General features: G+C 69.6%; 17 protein-coding genes. 6 read left to right on the forward strand and 11 right to left on the reverse strand.

Annotated features, from left to right (window positions below; genetic code table 11):
• Positions 1–26: 26 nt before the first annotated feature.
• The 7 genes from BN977_RS20905 to BN977_RS20935 all read right to left on the reverse strand — a co-directional run bounded on the left by BN977_RS20905 (position 27) and on the right by BN977_RS20935 (position 7304).
• Complete coding sequence (locus BN977_RS20905; protein ID WP_036401206.1) at positions 27–335, reverse strand: hypothetical protein; 309 nt, start codon at positions 333–335, stop codon at positions 27–29.
• A 16-nt stretch (positions 336–351) separates the two neighbouring features.
• On the reverse strand, positions 352–1257 hold the full coding sequence (locus tag BN977_RS20910; RefSeq protein WP_051561768.1) for a M12 family metallopeptidase: 906 nt from the start codon (positions 1255–1257) through the stop codon (positions 352–354).
• Between the two features lie 148 nt (positions 1258–1405).
• A complete protein-coding gene (locus BN977_RS20915) occupies positions 1406–3547 on the reverse strand; it encodes an AAA family ATPase (protein WP_036401208.1) in 2142 nt (713 codons plus the stop codon).
• A gap of 10 nt (positions 3548–3557) precedes the next feature.
• Positions 3558–4427 (reverse strand): CDP-diacylglycerol--serine O-phosphatidyltransferase, encoded by an 870-nt coding sequence (gene pssA, locus BN977_RS20920; RefSeq protein ID WP_024451781.1) that lies wholly within the window; start codon positions 4425–4427, stop codon positions 3558–3560.
• Positions 4428–4440: 13 nt separating this feature from the next.
• Positions 4441–5151 (reverse strand): phosphatidylserine decarboxylase, encoded by a 711-nt coding sequence (locus tag BN977_RS20925; protein ID WP_036401211.1) that lies wholly within the window; start codon positions 5149–5151, stop codon positions 4441–4443.
• 24 nt (positions 5152–5175) lie between these two features.
• Positions 5176–6378, reverse strand: coding sequence for a molybdopterin molybdotransferase MoeA (moeA, locus tag BN977_RS20930; RefSeq protein WP_036401214.1), 1203 nt, complete (start codon positions 6376–6378; stop codon positions 5176–5178).
• Positions 6378–7304, reverse strand: a complete 927-nt coding sequence (locus tag BN977_RS20935; RefSeq protein ID WP_036401217.1) for an SDR family NAD(P)-dependent oxidoreductase — start codon at positions 7302–7304, stop codon at positions 6378–6380. The genes moeA and BN977_RS20935 overlap by 1 nt, the downstream gene beginning before the upstream one ends.
• Positions 7305–7366: 62 nt before the next feature.
• Here BN977_RS20935 and BN977_RS20940 point away from each other — a divergent pair, with 62 nt between their 5' ends.
• Positions 7367–8182 carry an HAD-IIA family hydrolase gene (locus BN977_RS20940; protein ID WP_036401220.1) on the forward strand — a complete coding sequence of 272 codons (816 nt, stop codon included), beginning with the start codon at positions 7367–7369 and terminating at the stop codon, positions 8180–8182.
• Here BN977_RS20940 and BN977_RS20945 read toward each other — a convergent pair.
• Positions 8179–9909 (reverse strand): DEAD/DEAH box helicase, encoded by a 1731-nt coding sequence (locus BN977_RS20945; protein WP_024451786.1) that lies wholly within the window; start codon positions 9907–9909, stop codon positions 8179–8181. The two genes, BN977_RS20940 and BN977_RS20945, sit on opposite strands and share 4 nt — an antisense overlap.
• A gap of 157 nt (positions 9910–10066) precedes the next feature.
• Between BN977_RS20945 and BN977_RS20950 the strand changes: the two genes are divergently transcribed.
• Complete coding sequence (locus tag BN977_RS20950; RefSeq protein WP_234883934.1) at positions 10067–10807, forward strand: polysaccharide deacetylase family protein; 741 nt, start codon at positions 10067–10069, stop codon at positions 10805–10807.
• Here the strand turns inward: BN977_RS20950 and BN977_RS20955 are convergent.
• On the reverse strand, positions 10754–11695 hold the full coding sequence (locus tag BN977_RS20955; RefSeq protein ID WP_051561770.1) for an SDR family NAD(P)-dependent oxidoreductase: 942 nt from the start codon (positions 11693–11695) through the stop codon (positions 10754–10756). The genes BN977_RS20950 and BN977_RS20955 overlap by 54 nt on opposite strands.
• A gap of 101 nt (positions 11696–11796) precedes the next feature.
• Between BN977_RS20955 and BN977_RS20960 the strand changes: the two genes are divergently transcribed.
• The 3 genes from BN977_RS20960 to BN977_RS20970 all read left to right on the forward strand — a co-directional run bounded on the left by BN977_RS20960 (position 11797) and on the right by BN977_RS20970 (position 15132).
• Positions 11797–12336 (forward strand): TetR/AcrR family transcriptional regulator, encoded by a 540-nt coding sequence (locus BN977_RS20960; protein ID WP_036401223.1) that lies wholly within the window; start codon positions 11797–11799, stop codon positions 12334–12336.
• Between the two features lie 190 nt (positions 12337–12526).
• Positions 12527–14152: a chaperonin GroEL gene (gene groL, locus BN977_RS20965; protein WP_036401226.1), complete on the forward strand. Its 1626-nt coding sequence runs from the start codon at positions 12527–12529 to the stop codon at positions 14150–14152.
• A gap of 146 nt (positions 14153–14298) precedes the next feature.
• On the forward strand, positions 14299–15132 hold the full coding sequence (locus tag BN977_RS20970) for an endonuclease domain-containing protein (protein WP_036401228.1): 834 nt from the start codon (positions 14299–14301) through the stop codon (positions 15130–15132).
• A 62-nt stretch (positions 15133–15194) separates the two neighbouring features.
• Here the strand turns inward: BN977_RS20970 and BN977_RS20975 are convergent, their stop codons facing one another.
• Entirely contained in the window at positions 15195–16514 is a 1320-nt protein-coding gene (locus tag BN977_RS20975) for an MFS transporter (protein ID WP_036401230.1), read from the reverse strand.
• Positions 16515–16584: 70 nt separating this feature from the next.
• Positions 16585–17658, reverse strand: coding sequence for an oxygenase MpaB family protein (locus BN977_RS20980; protein ID WP_051561772.1), 1074 nt, complete (start codon positions 17656–17658; stop codon positions 16585–16587).
• Positions 17659–17707: 49 nt separating this feature from the next.
• On the opposite strand from BN977_RS20980, the gene BN977_RS20985 reads away from it, so the two are divergent.
• Positions 17708–18334: a TetR/AcrR family transcriptional regulator gene (locus BN977_RS20985; RefSeq protein WP_165576359.1), complete on the forward strand. Its 627-nt coding sequence runs from the start codon at positions 17708–17710 to the stop codon at positions 18332–18334.
• Positions 18335–18343 lie beyond the last annotated feature (9 nt).

Below are 18343 nucleotides of genomic sequence, written 5' to 3' on the forward strand. Positions count from 1 at the left end.
TGACACAGTGCATCCGGCAACGTGTCCTAGCTGACCATGATGCCCACGGTCTGTCGGTCCTCCGATGACTGAAAAGGATCACCGGCGATGATCTCAAGCGATGCTCTACCTGGGGCGCAAGCGCGCACCAGCACCACATTCGGTGGCCCTTGCGGGGCGAGCACCTCACCGTTCGTGGCGAGGATGGCCTCGCTGAAGATGCCGAGGATTTCGATACTCGTTCCCTCGCGTACGACGGCGCCGGACGCCGAAAACCTGAGTACGTCTTCGACGTTGACAGTGAGATGAGCCGGTGGTGGTCCCGGTTCGTGCGTGATATCGACGTAGTGGGCCATGCCCGGAACGCTACCGTCACACTGAGACGTCCACGTCTTCTTCTACGCCCCAATCATCGGCGGGGTCCGCGTAGCCGGCGCGGTCACCCGCGGAGTGTAATTTCGGGTACACCCGCGCAGCGAACGCGTAATCGGTTGCGTTGATATCGGTGCCGCCCCGGATGGGTTTGCCGTCATACGTGATCGCTCCCGGCAGCTGGTAACACATGATCGAGTCCTGGTCGGCGGCGGTTCCGATGATCGACGCGCTGTTCAGCGGTGTCAGCACTTGCTGGTCGACCATCTCCTTCGACCAGCCCTGGTTGGCCAGGAAATACGGATATGCCTTGGCCGGGTCGATTCGCTCCACCAGCTCTTTGCGCATGTGTTCGTGTGGGAAGCCGAGGGTGTGCCCCGCCTCGTGACGGATGACCCGCCGGAACTCCGAGTCCGGGGTGTTCATCGTGAAGTTCTGGAGATTCATCGTTTGCCGATTGGGCGGAACCAGCTTGATGTCGGAGCCGAGGTAGGACCAGTAACCGCCCGGTCCGCGAGATATGCGGACATCACCCACACCTGCGGTTTGGGTGAACGAGACGCCGGTCCGCAGGCTCCAGGCATTGAGATGGCTGACGATGCGGGCCCGCAGGTCCGACGGCGTGGCCTCCATGAAGCTGACCGAAAACACGCGCTGAGCAGGACCCCAGTACTTCGTTGTCAGCAGCGTGAGCGCCAGTGGCGCATCGGGAAGGGATGCAGCAATATTGGCGAACTCGAGGAGCGGTGCGTTCGCCGGGTTGAGTCTGATGCTCACCTTCGCGGCACGTTCGGTCAACCGGAGCGGCAGACGCTTGATGCTGCAGGCGACGTCCGGCGGGGAATCCGACGGCTCGTGGCCGTTCGACGCATCAGACATCGTGGATTCGAGTTGTGTGGCGGTCATGACAATGTCCTCTCGTTGTGATCACTGCGGCCGGTGCAGCAGCGATCACACCGAGTATCTGGCGGCGCAGGGGAGAGGATTCGAGTAGTGCACTACTCGGGTTCGGGGCCGAGTCGCGCAGTACGTTTGACTGCAGACCGGAACCGGTTCAGCGATTCTCGCTGAACGCCCGCAGCGAGGCCACCTGCTCGGGATCCAGTGAGGGCCGCACGGTCTCGCGGGCCTTGGCGACATCGTCCATCGTCACGTCGGCGGCGTCGATCGAGCGGCGCATCGCCGCCAGCGCGGCTTCGCGCAGCAGCGCCACGCAGTCGGCGGCGCTGTAGCCGTCCAGTTCCACGGCCAGCGCCTCCAGGTCGACATCGGGGGCCAGCGGGATGGACTTGCCGGCGGTGCGCAGGATGTCCTTGCGCGCCTGCGCATCCGGCGGTTCGACGAAGACCAGCTTCTCCAGCCGACCGGGCCGCAGCAGTGCCGGGTCGATGAGGTCGGGCCGGTTGGTGGCGCCGAGCACCACCACATCGCGCAGCGGTTCGATCCCGTCCAATTCGGTCAGCAGCGCGGCCACCACCCGGTCGGTGACCCCGGAATCATGGCTCTGCCCGCGCCGCGGTGCCAACGCGTCGATCTCGTCGAGGAATACCAGCGACGGCGCGGAATCCCTTGCCCGCCTGAACAATTCGCGCACCGCCTTCTCCGACGCGCCCACCCACTTGTCCATCAGCTCGGCACCCTTGACCGCGTGCACGCTCAGCCGGCCCGAGCTGGCCAGCGCCCGCACCACGAACGTCTTACCGCAGCCGGGTGGGCCGTACAGCAGCACACCCCGAGGCGGCTGCACGCCCAGCCGGGCGAAGGTGTCGGGGTGCTGCAGTGGCCACAGCACGGCCTCGGTCAGCGCCTGCTTGGTCGCCACCATGTCGCCGACGTCGTCGAGGGTGACCGAGCCGACGGCCACCTCCTCGGTTGCCGAGCGGGACAGCGGGCGGATCACCGACAGCGCGCCGGTCAGGTCGTCCTGGGTCAGCGTCGGCGGCTGCCCGTCACCGCTGGCCCGCGCCGCCGCGCGCAGGGCGGCCTCCCGAACCAGCGCGGCGAGGTCGGCCACGACGAAACCCGGTGTGCGTTCCGCGATGTCGTCCAACGTCAGATCGGTGACCGGTACGCCACGCAGCAGCACCTCCAGCAGCGCCGCGCGGGTGGCGGCGTCCGGCAGGCTCACCCCGAGCTCCCGGTCGCACAGTTCGGGTGCGCGCAGCCGGGCGTCCACGTTGTCGGGCACCGCGGAGGTGGCGATGAATGCCACCCCCTTGGTGGCCACCGCGGTACGCAGCTCGGCCAGGATCAGGGTCGCGACGGGCTCCGCGGCGGCCGGTAGCAGCGCGTCGATATCGGTGATCAGCAGCACGCCGCCGCCGTCGCGCACCTTGGCCACCGTCGCCGCCACCGTGGAGAGCCGGTCCTCGGCGCGCAACGCCCCGATCTCGGGCCCATCGAGCTCGACGAGCCTGCGGTGGGCGCACACCGCGCGCACCAGGGTGGCCTTGCCGGCGCCGGCCGGCCCGGACACCAGCACCCCGAGATTGGCTGTGGCGCCCAGGGTTTCCAGCAACTGCGGCTCGTCGAGCGCCAGCTTGAGCCATTCGGTCAGCTTGCCGGCCTGGACGTGCGCGCCCTTGAGGTCGTCGAACGGGATCGCCGCCGTCGCCACGGTGGTGCGCAGCGGAACCGGCTCGGAGACGCCGTCGCCCCAGGACACCATCGAATTGGGTTGCACGCTGACCGTCCCGGCGGGGTCCACACCGGTGACGGTGAGCAGTTCCGAGGTCCAGGTGATGCCCACCGAGGTGGCCAGCGCCGTCGTCGCCGCCGACGTGGAGGTGCCCGGCCCCAGATCGCGGGGCAGCAGCGACACGGTGTCGCCGACCGTCATCACCTTGCCCAGCAACGCCATTCGCAAGGTGGCCGGTGACACGGACTGGGTGGCCAGCCGCGACCCGGTCAGCGTGACCGATTTCGCGCCGTACACCGTCACCGGCTCCACCACCACCGCAGCGTTCTCGCGCAATCCCGCGTTGGACAGCGTGACATCGTCGAGCAGGGCCACCCCGGCGGGGGTGCCGTCGGGCGCCACCCCGACTACCGCGGCGGTGGGCCGCGCCCCCAGCAGTGACACCGCGTCCCATTCCCGGATGCCGAGTGCCGCGATGGCCTCCGGATGCAGGCGCACCACGCCGCGGCGCGAATCCAGCGCCGAGGTGTTCAGGCGCGCGGTCAGCGTCAGGGTCATCCGGTGTGACTCACTGCCGCCCGGGCGGCTTACGCAGGCCGAGCCGGGAGACCGAGCGCCGGTGCGGCTGCTGGGTGCGCCGAATGGCCCGGCGCGCTGCGCGTTGCTGACGCGGTTTGTCGTTCCAGGATTCCGGGTGGGCGGCCACCCAGCGCTTGCTGCGCACCGCGAACGGGATGTGGATGACGTAGGCGACGATGATCACCATGATCACGATGTAGCCGTACAGCACCGAGGCGGCGACGCCGATCGCCAGCAGGGCCAGCAGCGGCGCCACCATGTTCGGCGGCACCGAGAAGGTGTGCACCTTGCGCATCGGGATGGCGCTGACCACCAGCAGCGAGACGCCGATCATCCAGGCGATCACCACCCATTCGGCGGCCGGGGTGTTCCACCAGTCGCCGGGGAACTGCATCTTGACCGCGATCGGGCCGATCGCGCCGATGGCGCCGGCCGGGGCCGGCATGCCCATGAAGTATTCCTTCTCGTACGCGGGCAGATCGGCGTCGAGCATGGCGTTGAACCGGGCCAGCCGCAGCACGATGCACACCGCGTAGAACAGCACCACGATCCAGCCGATCTGCGAATGCGACAGCAGCGTGGCGTACACGATGAAGGCAGGCGCCACACCGAAATTCACCGCGTCGGCCAGCGAGTCGATCTCCTCGCCCATGCGGGAGGTGGCCTTGAGCATCCGGGCGGTGCGGCCGTCGAGCGCATCCAGGATGGCGGCGACGGCCAGCAGTGCCATCGCCTCGGTGGGCCGGCCGTCCAGGGCGAACTTCACCGCCGAGAGCCCGAGGCAGATGGCGGCGACGGTCATCGCGCTGGGCAGGATCCGCAGGCTCACCGTCGGCGGCTTGATCCGGGCCTTGATCATTTTTCCCCGGCGATCATCGCAACTCGGCCAACACGGTTTCGCCGCCGATCGCGCGTTGCCCGATCTCGACGGCCACCTTGGCGCCGTCGGGCAGGTAGGTGTCCAGCCGGGACCCGAAACGGATCAGGCCGTACGTTTCGCCGAGGGCCAGTTTGTCGCCGGGGCGGGCGGTGCAGACGATCCGCCGGGCCAGCAGGCCGGCGATCTGCACGGCGACCACGTCCACCCCGTCCGGGGTGCGGATCAGCAGGCTGTTGCGTTCGTTGGCCTCGCTGGCGGTGTCCTTGTCGGCGGACTGGAACTGGCCGGGCCGGTGCCGCACGGCCACCACCTCGCCGGCCGCCGGGGCGCGCTGCACATGCGCGTCGAACAGCGACAGGAAGATGCTGATCCGTGTCATCGGGGTGTCCGGCAGACCGAGCTCGGCCGGCGGCACCGCCTGGTCGATCAGGGTGACCCGGCCGTCGGCGGGCGCCACCACGACACCCGGCCGGGTGGGCGGCACCCGCGGCGGGTGCCGGAAGAACAACGCGCAGAAGCTCGCGGCGGACAGGCCGGTGTTGCGCAGCCAGCGCCGGTTGCGCCCGGCGAGCGCGATGCCCAGGCCACCGGCGATGAACGGCAGGCCGGCCGGGTGGATCGGGGGGACGGTCGAGCGGACGAGCTCGACGAAGCGCTCGGCTTCGGAGGAGGTGTCGTCGGAGGGGCGGGCAGGTCTGGCCATGGCGGCTCCCGATTCTACGTGGATTCAGCCGGCTGACAGGTCCCAGACCCGGACGGCGGATCCGGCCGCGATCTGCTCGACGTCCTCGTCGATGTCCAGCAGGCAGTTCGACGACGCCAGCCAGCGCAGGTGGTGCGAGGCCGGTGGCCCGAAACTGGTCACCGTCTCACCCGCCAGCATGCCCCTGCGGAACTGTCGTTTGCCCTTCGGCGAGGTCAGGTCGTCGGTCAGCGTCACGGTGCGCCGGGGCCGGTCGCCCACCAGCCCCATGGCGGCGCGCAACGGGGCCCGCACGAACACCTCGAAGGACACCAGTGAGCTCACCGGATTGCCGGGCAGCGTGACGATGGGCGTGCCGGCCACCGTGCCGGAGCCCTGCGGCATGCCGGGCTGCATGGCCACCTTGACGAACTCCACCTCACCGGACAAGGCGTCCTTGACCACCTCGTAGGCGCCCGCGCTGACCCCTCCGGTGGTGATGATCAGGTCGGCGGCCGTGGTGTAGCTGCTCAGCGCGTCCCGGAAGGCGTCGACATCGTCACCCACCATCGGGCAGGCGACCACCTCGCCGCCGGCATCGCGGACGGCGGCGGCCAGCATCACGGCGTTGGACTCGTAGATCTGGCCGGGCAGCAGCGCCGTGCCCGGCGCCACCAACTCCGAGCCGGTCGACATCACCAGCACCCGCTGCCGCGGCAGCACGGTCAGCTCACCGAGGCCCAGCGCCGCGGCCAGGCCGAGCGCCGCCGGGGTGAGCACCTGACCGGCGCGCAGCACCGTCGTCCCGGCCGCGACGTCCTCGCCCGCGCGCCGGACGTGCTGACCGGCGCGCGCGGCGGTGCGGATCGCGACGGTCGGGGAGGGCTTCGCGAAGTCCGCGTCCGTGGCCTCCACCGGAACCACGGCGGTCGCCCCGGCCGGCAGCGGAGCGCCGGTCATGATCCGTTGCGCCGTACCGGGTTTCAGCGCGCCGGTGTCGGTGCGCCCGGCCGGGATGTCGTCGGCGACGGGCAGGACGACCGGGTGCTCGGCGCCGGCGCCGGCGATGTCGTCGGCGTACACCGCGAAGCCGTCCATCGCCGAGTTGTCGAAGCCGGGCAGCGCCAGCGGCGCCACCACGTCGGCGGCCAGGGCCAGCCCCAGCGCGTCGGCCAGCGGCATCACGACGGGGTCGCGCGGCGTGATCAGGCCCGCGATGACGCGCTGGTGTTCGTCGACCGTGCGCATCAGACCGGGAACGTCACGCCGGTGAGTTCCTCCGAGACCGTCCACAGCCGGCGCGCCAGCTCGACATCGTGCGACTGGTCGGTCGAGGTGACCAGTTCGGGATGGCCGATGAGCCCGAACGACGCGACCGGGAAGGCCGGGCCGTAGTACTGGCCACCGCGCACGGCCGGATCGGTCGCGGCGCGCAGGGTCGCCAGAGCGCCTACCTGCGCGCTGTTGGTGACCAGCCCGGTGAGGGTGGCGACGCCGGGCAGCTCGTTGCCGGGGGTGTGCCGCATCAGTTCGGTGTTGGAGATCCCGGGATGGGCGGCCACCGCGATGGTCGCGTTGTGATGCGAGGAGAGCCGGCGCTGCAGCTCGTAGGTGAACAGCAGATTGGACAGCTTGGACTGGCCGTACGCGGCCACCCGGTTGTAGCTGCGTTCCCACTGCAGATCGTCGAAATGGATGCCGGCCTGGATCCGGTGGGCGATGCTGGCCACCGCCACCACGCGCGAACCCGCAACGGGCAGAAGACGATCCAGCAGCAGGCCGGTCAGCGCGAACGGGCCCAGGTGGTTGGTGCCGAACTGCAGCTCGAACCCGTCGGCGGTGGTCTGCTTGGGCGGGTACATCACGCCGGCGTTGTTGATCAGCAGATCGATCTTGTCGAATTCGTCGCGCAGCTGGCCGGCCGCCTCGCGGATTGAGGCCAGCGATCCCAGATCCAGCTTCTGCACCGTGACGTCGCCCGGGATCTTGGCCGCCGCGGCGGCCCCCTTGGCGGTGTCGCGCACCGCGATGACGACGCGGGCACCGCGGGCGGCCAGCACCCGCGCGGTTTCGAACCCCAGCCCGGTGTTGGCGCCGGTGACGATCGCGATCTTGCCGGTCTGGTCGGGCACGTCGGCCTCGGTCCAGCGGCGTCCGAAGAACAGGCTCCCCATGTTCGGCAACACTACTGGGCGGCCCGAGTTGCGCCAGAGGACCGGCCGTTTACTGTCGGCACATGGCGATCGGTGGCGTGCTGTTCGATATCGACGGTGTCCTGGTGACGTCGTGGCAACCGATTCCCGGCGCGGCCGAGGCGCTGCAGGCGCTTTCGGCGAACCAGATCGCCCGCAGCTACCTGACCAACACCACCACCCGCACCCGTCGGCAGATCGCCGACCTGCTCACCGCGGCCGGCATGGCCGTCGCGCCCGACGAGGTGGTGACCTCGGCGCTGCTCACCGCGGAGTACGTGCGGGACCGCTATCCCGGCGCCCGGTGTTTCCTGGTGAACAGCGGGGACATCGCCGAGGACATGGCGGGCGTGGACATCGTCTACTCGCATCAGTTCACCGGGCCTGCGGCGCCGGAGACCCCGGATGTCGTGCTGCTCGGCGGCGCGGGCCCGGAATACAGCCACCTGACCCTGAGCTGGGTGTACGACTGGATGGCCCAGGGCGTGCCGGTGGTGGCGATGCACCGCAGCACCGCGTGGACCACCACCGACGGACTGCGGGTGGACACCGGGATGTACCTGATCGGGATGGAGGAGACATCCGGGCGCAAGGCCACCGCGGTCGGTAAGCCGGCCCCGCAGGGTTTCCTGGCCGCCGCGAACCGGCTGGGCGTGGACCCCGAGGAGATGTACATGGTCGGCGACGACCTCAACAACGACGTGCTGGCGGCCCAGGTGGTCGGTATGACCGGTGTGCTGGTGCGCACCGGCAAGTTCCGGCAGGCCACCTTGGACCGTTGGGCCGCAGACGATTTCGCCATGCAGCCGAACCGCGTCATCGATTCGGTGGCCGACCTGCCCGAGCTGCTGGGGCTCTAACCGCCCGACAGTTCGCGCTGCATCTCGCGCACCGCGTCGATGCGTTCCTGCAGCTGTTCGCGGGTGGCCGCCGCGACCGGCGGGCCGCCGCGGCGGCGGCGCAGCTCGTTGTGGATCCAGCCGTGCGGCCGCCCGGTGCGGTGGTGCAGGGCCGACACCAGCACGTTGAGCTCGCGGCGCAGGTCCCGCAACTGATTGTGGGTGGTCTGCGGGGGCGGTGCACCCGAAGCTGTGCGCTTCTGCAACTGCTCGTCCTGGCGGCGGCGCAGCAGATCGCGCATCTGATCGGTGTCCAGCAGCCCGGGGATGCCGAGATAGTCGGCCTCCTCCTCGCTGCCGGCCGGGGTGGACGTGCCGAACGAGGAGCCCTCGAAGATCACCTGGTCGAGCTCGGCCTCGGCCCCGAGGTACTCGAAACCCCGGTCCAGGTCCGACTTCTCGTCCTTGCGCTTCTCGGCGTCTTCGAGCAGTTCGTCGTCCAGGCCGTCCTTCTCCCGGTGCGGCTTGCCCAGCACGTGGTTGCGCTGCTCCTCCATCTCGGAGGCCAGCTGCAGCAGGTTGGGCACCGAGGGCAGGAAGATGCTCGCCGTCTCACCGGGGCGGCGGCTGCGGACGAACCGGCCGATGGCCTGCGCGAAGAACAGCGGTGTGGAAGCGCTGGTGGCGTACACGCCGACCGCCAGCCGCGGCACGTCGACACCCTCGGACACCATCCGCACCGCCACCATCCACCGGCTGGTGGATTCGGAGAACTGCGAGATCTTGTTCGAGGCCGTCGGGTCGTCGGACAGCACCACGGTCGGCTCCTCGCCGGTGATGGTGGTGAGCAGCTTGGCGTAGGCGCGGGCCGCGGTCTGGTCGGTGGCGATGATCATGCCGCCGGCGTCGGGCACGTGCTGACGCTTCTGCTGCAGCCGGGTGTCGGCGGCGGCGATCACCGCGGGCATCCACTCGCCGGCGGGGTTCAGCGCGGTGCGCCAGGCCCGCGCGGTCTGCTCGGCGGTCAGCGGTTCCCCGAGCCGGGCCGCGTGTTCCTCGCCGGCGCTGTCCCGCCACCGGGCCTCACCCGAGTAGGCCATGAACACGACCGGGCGCACGACGCCGTCGGCCAGCGCGTCGGCGTAGCCGTAGACGTGGTCGGCCTGTGAGCGCTGGAAACCGGCGCCGTCGGTCTCGTAGGTGACGAACGGGATCGGGCTGTCGTCGCTGCGGAACGGGGTACCGGTCAGGGCCAGCCGGTGGGTGGCATCGCTGTAGGCCTCCCGGATGCCGTCACCCCAGCTCTTGGCGTCACCGCCGTGGTGGATCTCGTCGAAGATGACCAGGGTCCGGTGGTTCTCGGTGCGCACCCGGTGCCGGGTCGGGTGGCTGGCCACCTGGGCGTAGGTGACGGCGATGCCGTGGTAGTCGCTCGAGGTCTGGCCGGCCGAGTTGCTGAATTTCGGGTCGATCGCGATGCCGACCCGGCTCGCGGCCTGCGACCACTGGGTCTTGAGGTGTTCGGTGGGGACCACCACGACCACCTGGTCGACGGTGCGATCGCTCAGCAACTCCCCGGCGATGCGCAGGGCGAAGGTGGTCTTGCCGGCGCCGGGGGTCGCGACAGCCAGGAAATCCTTGGGCTTGGCGGACAGATACTTCACCAATGCCCGACGTTGCCAGCCCCGCAAAGCCTGGGTGCTGGGCGTCCCGGCCGCGCCGGAAACCGGCACCGTGTTAGGCCGCACCCGAGACTCCTATCTGGTCGAAGGGCAGTCTAGGGCAAGGGGTTCCGGGTTCGCATACCCGCAGGACGTGTCGCGCGGGGCGCGCCGGGGGCTCCAGCAAACCCACAGTTGCGCGACACAGTGCGTTCAGAGTCGGTGCCTAGCCTCCGGACAGGTGATGACCAGGCGGATGTTCCTGGCGGCCGGGTCCGCCGCGGTCGCTGCGGGGGTGTGCGCACCGCGGGCGGCGGCCGCCCGCGTGCCCGGCCAGTGGGGGATGGCGCTGCCGGGGATCGGCACCTCGTTCGTGCCCGACGGGCGCCAGCTGGCCCTGACGTTCGACGCCTGCCCGGGCAGCGGCTGCGACGACGCCCTGCTGGACACGTTGCGACGCAACCAGGTGCCGGCGGTGCTGTTCCTGAACGCCAGGTGGATCGACCAGCACCCCGACCGGGCCGCGGAACTGGCCGCCGACCCGTTGTTCGAGATCGGCAATCACGGCCTCCGGCATGTGCCGCTGTCGGTGACCGGCCGCTCGGCGTACGGCATCCCCGGCACCCGCTCGGCCGCCGAGGTGGTCGACGAGGTCTCGGCCGGCAGGCAGAAGATCATCGAGCTGACCGGCAAGCCGCCCACCTGGTTCCGGCCCGGCACCGCCCACTACGACGACGTCGCGGTGTCGATGGTGCACGACCTCGGCGAGCGACCGCTGGGCTTCACGGTCAACGGCGACGCCGGGGCGACGCTGCCCGCGGCGAAGGTGCGAGCCAACGTGCTGGGCGCCGCCCCGGGGTCGATCGTCATCTCCCATATGAACCACCCCGAGGGCGGCACGGCCGCCGGGTATGCCGCGGCGATCCCGCAGTTACGCGCGGCCGGATGGGAGTTCGTCCCATTGCGTGACCGGGTCGTCCAGTGACTCCGGGAAGGTCACGCCGGTGAGCTCCTCGGACACCGCCCACAGCCGGCGCTGGGCCTCGATGTCGTAGGAGTATTCGGTGGAGGTCACCACCTTGGGATGGCCCTTCTGTTCGGCGAACCCGTCGGGCCCGTAGTACTGGCCGCCCAGCGCGCCCGGATCGGTGGCGGCCCGCAGGGTGGGCAGCGCCCCCATCGCGGCCTCCTGGAACAGTGCGCGTGCCAGCGGAAGGGCCAGCTGGAAGGCGCGCGGCAGGTGGCGCGCCAGTTCGGTGTCCGAGCCGCCCGGGTGTGCGGCCAGCGCCGTCGTGCGCTGCCCGGTCAGCCGGCGTTGCAGCTCGTAGGTGAACATCAGGTTGGCCAGCTTGGACTGGCCGTAGGCGACGAGGCGGTTGTACTCGCGCTCCCACTGCAGATCCTCGAACCGGATGGCGCGGGCGAAGCGGTGCCCGACGCTGCTGACCGTCACCACCCGGGAACCGGGTACCGGCAGCAGCCGGTCGAGCAACAGCCCGGTGAGGGCGAAGTGGCCGAGGTGGTTGGTGCCGAACTGCAGCTCGAACCCGTCGGCGGTGGTCTGCTTGGGCGGGGTCATCACACCGGCGTTGTTGATCAGCAGATCGATGGTGCCGTACGTGGCCTTGAGTTCCTCGGCGGCCTCGCGCACCGAGGCCAGTGAGCCGAGGTCGAGCCGCTGCAGGACGACGTCGCCGCCGATCCGCTCGGCGGCCGCGCGGCCCTTGTCCAGATTGCGGACGGCCAGCACGACGTGCGCGCCCTTGTCCGCGAGTGCCTTGGCGGTCTCGAAGCCGAGGCCGGTGTTGGCGCCGGTGACGATGGCGGTGCGGCCCGTCTGAGCGGGAATGTTGGCAGTGCTCCAGTGCGACATGAGAAACTCCTTGGGCGGGTTAAGCGGAGTAGGTTCTCCGGTTAGTTGCGACTATACGGAACGCACGCCCCGCTTTGTTGATTCCCGTGAGGTGATGAGTCGTGCGTGCGGATGCGGCCCGCAATCGAGCCAAGGTGCTCGAGGTCGCCTACCAGACCTTTGCGGCCGACGGGCTGGGCGTTCCCATCGACGAGATCGCCCGCCGGGCCGGGGTGGGGGCGGGCACCGTCTACCGGCATTTCCCCACCAAGGAAGACCTGTTCCGGGCGGTCGTGGAAGACCGGTTGCGGCAGATCATCGACGAGGGCCGCGCCCTGCTGGCGGCCGATCCGGCCGACGGCCTGTTCGCGCTGATCCGCGCGATGGTGCTGCAGTGGGGCGCCACCGACCGGGGCCTGGTCGACGCGCTGGCCGGCGCCGGGGTGGACGTCAACAGCGCCCTGCCCGAGGCCGAGACGGAGTTCCTCGGCATGGTCGGGGACCTGCTGCTGGCGGCGCAACGCGCCGGGGCGGTGCGCCCGGATGTCACCGTCCCCGAAGTGAAGGCGCTCGTCGTCGGTCTGCAGGCGATGCAGGCCTACAACGCCGGGGTTGCCGAACGCGGCACCGAAGTGGTGATCGACGGTTTGCGCCCGCGGTGAACCGGGCGTCGCCGACCTTGCACTCGCCCTGGTCGAGTGCTAAGAACGTACTTGGCACTCTCGACTGGTGAGTGCTAGGTCGGGACGGTGAGGCCGGGGCCGCACCTGCGGGAGCACACTCCAGCCGTCCGTCGCGGGCACTGCGCCCGGCCACAGACGTGCAATTCCCAACCGGAGGAATCACTTCGCAATGGCTAAGACAATTGCGTATGACGAAGAGGCCCGTCGCGGCCTCGAGCGGGGCCTGAACAGCCTCGCCGACGCGGTCAAGGTGACGCTGGGCCCCAAGGGCCGCAACGTCGTCCTGGAGAAGAAGTGGGGCGCCCCCACGATCACCAACGACGGTGTGTCCATCGCCAAGGAGATCGAGCTCGAGGACCCGTACGAGAAGATCGGCGCTGAGCTGGTCAAAGAGGTCGCCAAGAAGACCGACGACGTCGCGGGCGACGGCACCACCACCGCCACCGTCCTGGCCCAGGCCCTGGTTCGCGAAGGCCTGCGCAACGTCGCTGCCGGCGCCAACCCGCTCGGCCTGAAGCGCGGCATCGAGAAGGCTGTCGAGGCCGTCACCGCTCGCCTGCTGTCGACCGCCAAGGAGGTCGAGACCAAGGAGCAGATCGCTGCCACCGCCGGTATCTCGGCCGGTGACCAGTCGATCGGCGACCTGATCGCCGAGGCGCTCGACAAGGTCGGCAACGAGGGTGTCATCACCGTCGAGGAGTCCAACACCTTCGGCCTGCAGCTGGAGCTCACCGAGGGTATGCGCTTCGACAAGGGCTACATCTCGGGCTACTTCGTGACCGACGCCGAGCGTCAGGAAGCCGTCCTGGAGGATCCCTACATCCTGCTGGTCAGCTCGAAGGTCTCGACCGTCAAGGACCTGCTGCCGCTGCTGGAGAAGGTCATCCAGTCCGGCAAGCCGCTGCTGATCATCGCCGAGGACGTCGAGGGCGAGGCCCTGTCGACCCTGGTGGTCAACAAGATCCGTGGCACCTTCAAGTCGGTCGCCGTCAAGGCCCCCGGCTTCGGTGACCGCCGCAAGGCCATGCTGCAGGACATCGCCATCCTCACCGGTGGCCAGGTCATCAGCGAAGAGGTCGGCCTGTCGCTGGAGACCGCCGACCTGGCGCTGCTCGGCCAGGCCCGCAAGGTCGTCGTCACCAAGGACGAGACCACCATCGTCGAGGGTGCCGGTGACTCCGACGCCATCGCCGGTCGGGTGGCCCAGATCCGCGCCGAGATCGAGAACAGCGACTCCGACTACGACCGCGAGAAGCTGCAGGAGCGCCTGGCCAAGCTGGCCGGCGGTGTTGCGGTGATCAAGGCCGGCGCCGCCACCGAGGTGGAGCTCAAGGAGCGCAAGCACCGCATCGAGGACGCCGTTCGCAACGCGAAGGCCGCCGTCGAAGAGGGCATCGTCGCCGGTGGTGGCGTGGCCCTGCTGCAGTCGGCTCCGGCCCTGGACGAGCTGAAGCTCGAGGGTGACGAGGCGACCGGTGCCAACATCGTGCGCGTCGCGCTGTCGGCCCCGCTGAAGCAGATCGCCTTCAACGGTGGTCTGGAGCCGGGCGTCGTCGCCGAGAAGGTGTCGAACCTGGAAGCCGGTCACGGCCTGAACGCCGCGACCAACGTGTACGAGGACCTGCTGGCCGCCGGCGTTGCCGACCCGGTCAAGGTCACCCGCTCGGCGCTGCAGAACGCGGCGTCCATCGCGGCGCTGTTCCTCACCACCGAGGCCGTCGTCGCCGACAAGCCGGAGAAGGCCGCCGCACCTGCGGGCGACCCGACCGGTGGCATGGGCGGTATGGACTTCTAAGTCCCAGCACGAAAAACGCCCTGGCTCGCGCAGCGAGCCAGGGCGTTTTTCGTGCGTCATCCCCAATGTGGGGTCTATGCACACGAACGGCCCAGAAGGCGGACGCAGCGCCCACATTCGTCGGTGCCTGCCGCGAGTTTGCCCCCATGGAACCTTTCATCGGCAGTGCGGCCATCGGTCGTGGTGAATTCACCAGGCGCGGGTTGGCCCGCGATCACGTCGCGCTCTACCGTGACGTGTACGTCCGGCGCGACGTCGAGCTGACGGCTCGGATCAGAGCGCAGGCGGCCTGGTTGTCCTCGGGCGCGACGCTGGTCGGGGTGTCGGCCGCCGCGATGCTCGGCACCAAATGGCTGAACCCCGAGGCCCCCGCCGAGATCATCCGCGCGGACCGGCACTCGCAGGCCGGAATGGTCGTGCGCTCGTGGAAAGTCGCGGACGGCGAGACGTGCCGGGTGCGCGGCATCGAATGCACGACACCCGCCCGTACCGCCTTCGACCTGGGACGGCGCCATCGGGACGACATGGCCGTCGTCGTGGTGGACGCCGTGTTGAACGCAACCGGTGTGACGGCCGAGGACGTGGCACGCACGGCCGCGGCGCATCCGGGTATGCGCGGTGTCGCGACGCTGCGGTCGGTGTTGGGCCTCGTCGACGGGGGAGCCGAATCACCCCAGGAAACCAGATTGCGTCTGGTGCTCGTGCGGGCTGGCCTGCCGCGCCCGGAGACTCAGATCGCCTTCCCCCAACTGCGTATCCGCGCGGATATGGGATGGCGGGAATGGCAGGTGATCGCGGAGTACGACGGAATCCAGCATTGGTCCGACGCGCGCCAGCGCTCATGGGACATCGACCGCATCGCGCTCCTCGAAGAGGCCGGCTGGGCGGTCGTTCGGGTCAGCGCCGACATGATGAGACGGCCGGACGTCATCGTGGCCCGGGTCCGCGCGAAATTGCGGGCGGCGGGCTGCCCCGTCTGACGAGTGTGGGCCCTGTGTACGCCGATTCCGGCTCGCGCGTGCACAGGACCCACATTCGACGACTAAATCTCGTGCAGGGGAGTGGGTTTCAGCACCAGCGTGGCGGCGACGCTGATCACCGACGTCCCGGCCAGGTACGCGCACGCGATCCACGGTGAGCCGCCGGCCGCCCCGATCAGGGCGGTGAGGATCAGCGGGGTCAGGCCCGAGGCGTACACACCGGAGAGCTGGTAGACCGTGGACAGCCCGGTGTAGCGGATCCGTGCCGGGAACAGCGATGCGTACAGCGTGCCCTGCGCCCCATAGAACAGCGCATGGATGACACCGAACACCACCAGCATCGCCACCGCGTACAACGCGATGTTCCTGGTGCCGAACAGCGCGAACACCGGGAACACCGCCAGCCCGTAGGCCGCGATACCGGTCGCATAGATCCGCTTGGCGCCGAACCGGTCGGTCAGTATCCCGGAGATCGGCAGCAGGGCGGCCATCAACAGTGCGGCCACCGTGACCGACACCAGCACCGGCACCTTCTCCAGCTTGAGCGTCCCGGTGGCGTAGGAGATCGCGAACACGCCCCAGGTGTTGAACGCCGCACCCTCGCCCCAGCGGGACAACATGCCCAGCACGGTGGAGCGCAGCACCGGTGGCTTGAACACCTCGCGTAGCGGTACCGCGGCACGGTCGTCGGTGTCGCGTACCTTCTCGAATGCCGGTGTCTCGCTTGCCTTCAGCCGCACCACCACGCCGAACGCCACGAGCACGATGCTCAGCAGGAAGGCGATGCGCCACCCGTAGGCCAGGAACGCGGCGTCCGACAGCGTGGCCTGCAGCACCGCGAACACCCCGGTGCCCAGGGCCAGGCCGAGCGCCAAGCCGATCTGCGGGATGCTGCCGAACAGGCCGCGCCGGCGCCGTGGGCTGTGCTCGACGGCGAGCAGCACCGCGCCGGCCCATTCCCCGCCCAGCGCGAAGCCCTGGACGATGCGAAGCAGCAGCAACAGGATCGGTGCCACCACACCGATCTGCGCGGCGGTGGGCAGCACGCCCATCAGCGCGGTGGCCCCGCCCATCAGGAACATCGTCAGCGCGAGGGTCTTCTTGCGGCCGATGCGATCCCCGACGTGGCCGAACACGAAACCGCCGATGGGGCGGACCACGAAGCCGACCGCGAAGGTCGCGAACGACAGCAGGGTCCCGACGAAGGTGGTCTGGTCCGGGAAGAACGCGTGGTTGAACACCAGGCTGGCCGCGGTGGCGTAGAGGAAGAAGTCGTACCACTCGATGGTGGTGCCGACCAGGCTGGCCCACAACGCGGTGCGCGCTTGCGGGGAGATGGCCCGGTCCTGGTCACCGGGGGCCGGCGCATCGGTCACAGTCACGGGAATCAATCACCGCACAGCACGGACCCCGCCGACCAGTATTAGGCGCGCGGTGATCGAAAAGGCGGCCTCAGCCGAGCGACCCCAGGATCGGCTGGGATTCCAGCAGACCGTCATCGCTGGGCGCGGCACCGTCGGTGAACACACGCTGGTGTTGCCGGGCCCGCCACTCCAGATGTGCCTCGGCGGGCTTGTCGTAGCCGTAACGGCCACGCGCCTCGGCCGGGGTGACAACCTCGCGGCGGCGGGCGGGCACGCCGCGCAACACGGGGGCGACGACCGCGACGGTGGCCGGCGAGATCATCCGGATCACCCGCAGCCGCACGGCGGGCGGGCTGATCTGCAGCGCCGCGAACGACGCCCGCAGGACGGGCCGGACCAGGGCGTCGGTCAGGCGCGACTGCGGCAGTCCGCCCATCTCGCGCATCCACTGCGGCAGCGTGGCGATGACGCCCGCGCGCAGGAAACGGTTGATCACCCAGGTGGCTGGGGTGAACACACCCCGCATCGGCGACACCAGGGCCGCCCCGTTGACCAGGTGGTCCATCGCCTGCCGGGCGATCGGTGAGCCGGCGAGCCGGGGACGCATGGTCTCGAAATAGGCACGGATGCCCTCGCGGTCGCGGGGGACGTCGGCGGGGTCGCAGGTCTGCAGTTCGGCGGCGACGGCGCACTCGGCCCAGTACTGGCGCTCTTCGTCGTCGGACAGCTTGCCGGGCCCGTAGGTCTCGTAGGCGTACAGGATGGAGTGCCAGGCCGTCAGGTGGATCCACAGCTGGGACTCGGGATCGTTGGCGTCGTAGCGCTTTCCGCTGTACGGGTCGTTGCCGATCGCCTTGGAGTGCACCTTGACCAACACGTCGGCGGCCTTCGACGTGGTCCGCGAGTCGCCGAAGGCGACCAGCGCGAAGTAGTGCAGCGTGCGGTCATAGCGGGTCCGGGGGCGCCGGTAGATGTCGTGGGTCTTGTCGACCGCGGCGACCAGGGCGGGGTCGAGCTCCTCGACCACCACCGCCCGGATGAAACCCACGGTCAGCGACGTGGGATAGCTCCACACCTTCCACGTCACCGAACCGGGCCCGAAGAAGCCGTAGTCCTCGGCCGGCTCCGTGGGCACCGGGGCGCGAAGTTGTTGCAGCACCATGAGCGGTCCTCCCCCTGACACTTCCTACGTTCGTGTAGCATTTTCCTACATGACTGTAGGAACTGCCGTCAAGAGGCGGGCTTCGCACCTCGGCCCGGAACGCAGGCGCCCCTTGGTGCTCGACGCCGCGATGGAGATCGCGCTGGCCGACGGCATTCCCGCCGTCACCATCGAGGCCATCGCCGGCAGGCTCGGTGTCACCCGCCCGGTCGTCTACGCCTGCTACGCCAATCGGGTCGACCTGTTGACGGCCCTGTTGGAACGCGAGGAGCGCACCCTGCTGGAGGGGGTGCTGAGCGCCTACCCGGCACCGGGGAGCTTTCCGAAGACCGAAGCCGCCTACGTCGCCGGCATGCAGGCGCTGTTGGGCACGGTCGCCACGCATCCCGACACGTGGCGAATGTTGTTCTGCGCCAACCCGGGCCGTGATGTGGCGGAAACCTTCTCGCGTGGCCGGCGCCGCATCGCCGAGCAGTTCGAGCACCTGGTGCGTCCCGACTTGGCGCGCTGGGGCACGGTCGACGCCGAACGTAAGGCGCCCGTGCTGGTCGAACTGTTCGTGTCCATGGCCGAAAGCGCGGTGCGCAGCCTGCTCGACGCGGACAACGCCTACACCGCGGACGAACTGGGAGAACTGGTGGGCCGGGCGGCCTTTCGGGCGATCCGCGGCGCCTGACCGCGGCGG

It is taken from the genome of Mycolicibacterium cosmeticum (genome assembly GCF_000613185.1).
Lineage (GTDB): Bacteria > Actinomycetota > Actinomycetes > Mycobacteriales > Mycobacteriaceae > Mycobacterium > Mycobacterium cosmeticum.